At 59.8% G+C, this 937-nt stretch carries 2 protein-coding genes and 1 pseudogene; 1 reads left to right on the top strand and 2 read right to left on the bottom strand.

The features are described from left to right. On the bottom strand, positions 1–198 hold a 198-nt coding region (locus AQS70_RS23940; protein ID WP_206542133.1), incomplete at its 3' end, for a hypothetical protein. 167 nt (positions 199–365) lie between these two features. On the opposite strand from AQS70_RS23940, the gene AQS70_RS10325 reads away from it, so the two are divergent. After that, on the top strand, positions 366–581 hold the full coding sequence (locus AQS70_RS10325) for a hypothetical protein (RefSeq protein ID WP_055102687.1): 216 nt from the start codon (positions 366–368) through the stop codon (positions 579–581). Here AQS70_RS10325 and AQS70_RS23785 read toward each other — a convergent pair. Then, positions 578–937 (bottom strand): annotated as a pseudogene (locus AQS70_RS23785) (hypothetical protein); the annotation flags it as partial. The gene AQS70_RS10325 and the pseudogene AQS70_RS23785 sit on opposite strands and share 4 nt — an antisense overlap.

Genomic DNA, 937 nt, shown 5'->3' on the forward strand with positions numbered 1-937 from the left:
CACCTGCGGTGCGGCGGTGCAGAATTGGCCCTGGCCGCCAGCACTAGGCCAGCCGCGTGTGCGCTTGACCAGAGCAAGCATCCCCTCCGACTCGGTGCGGGCCGTGGCGAACCCGTAGCCATGAGCCAGCGCTTCGCCATGGGCTACACGGTCGGCCCACCAACTTGCGGACCAGCCTGTGTCGGAGTAGAGGCACACGACATCCTCCAGCCCGCGCTCATGCGCCCACTGGATTAGGGCGATGGAGTCATTTCCGTAACTGCAGAACAAGACGTGCATAGGGGATCCTCGCCGGCTGGCGTGATTCGTTGATATGGGGTATTTATCTTTGGCACGGCAGCTCGCCGAACAAGGAGATTGCAACAATGGGAATTGGTAACTGCTGCTCAGCCGCTATGGCTGAAGTCGAGGACACAGGAAGCTCGGACAAGTTTCTGAACTATGGGACAGATGAAAAAGGATGTAGCCTTGTCACCGGCTATGAGTGCAAGGAGTGCGGCGATAAATGGTCACTTGAGGTGCAAACACAAGCGCCTGACCGGAAGAAATGGTTCCCTATTGATCAGTCGCGCTTCAACTAAATAGTCATCTCAGCCTGCGTTTCTCGCTGCCAGATAGGCGAACTGTTATGCGCTTCAATGCGGTCGGCGATCACGTTGGCACGCTGCCCTGCGGTGGGCGGCGTATACATCCCAAAGCGGCTGATGCTCCCGCCATTCACCGCAGCGTTCGTAGAGTCGGCTGAGGCCAAGGGCAGGTGCTGGAAGATGGCCGGGTCGAGCATCCGCAACCCGTGCAGCCTACACATCGGGCGGCCCTGGTCGTCACAGACAGCGTCCATCGCGACGCCAATCCGCTTCCACCATGCTCCAGTACCCGGTAAAGCCCATTGCCCAGAACTGCCCAGGGCAACCGTTCGCCAACACCTCGCCAGCCG

The organism is Pseudomonas endophytica (assembly GCF_001411475.1).
In the GTDB taxonomy this organism is placed as follows: Bacteria; Pseudomonadota; Gammaproteobacteria; order Pseudomonadales; family Pseudomonadaceae; genus Aquipseudomonas; species Aquipseudomonas endophytica.

Excerpts from the sequence above, each read along its gene's own strand:
- AQS70_RS10325 (WP_055102687.1), top strand. The coding sequence starts at position 366 with ATGGGAATTGGTAACTGCTGCTCAGCCGCTATGGCTGAAGTCGAGGAC.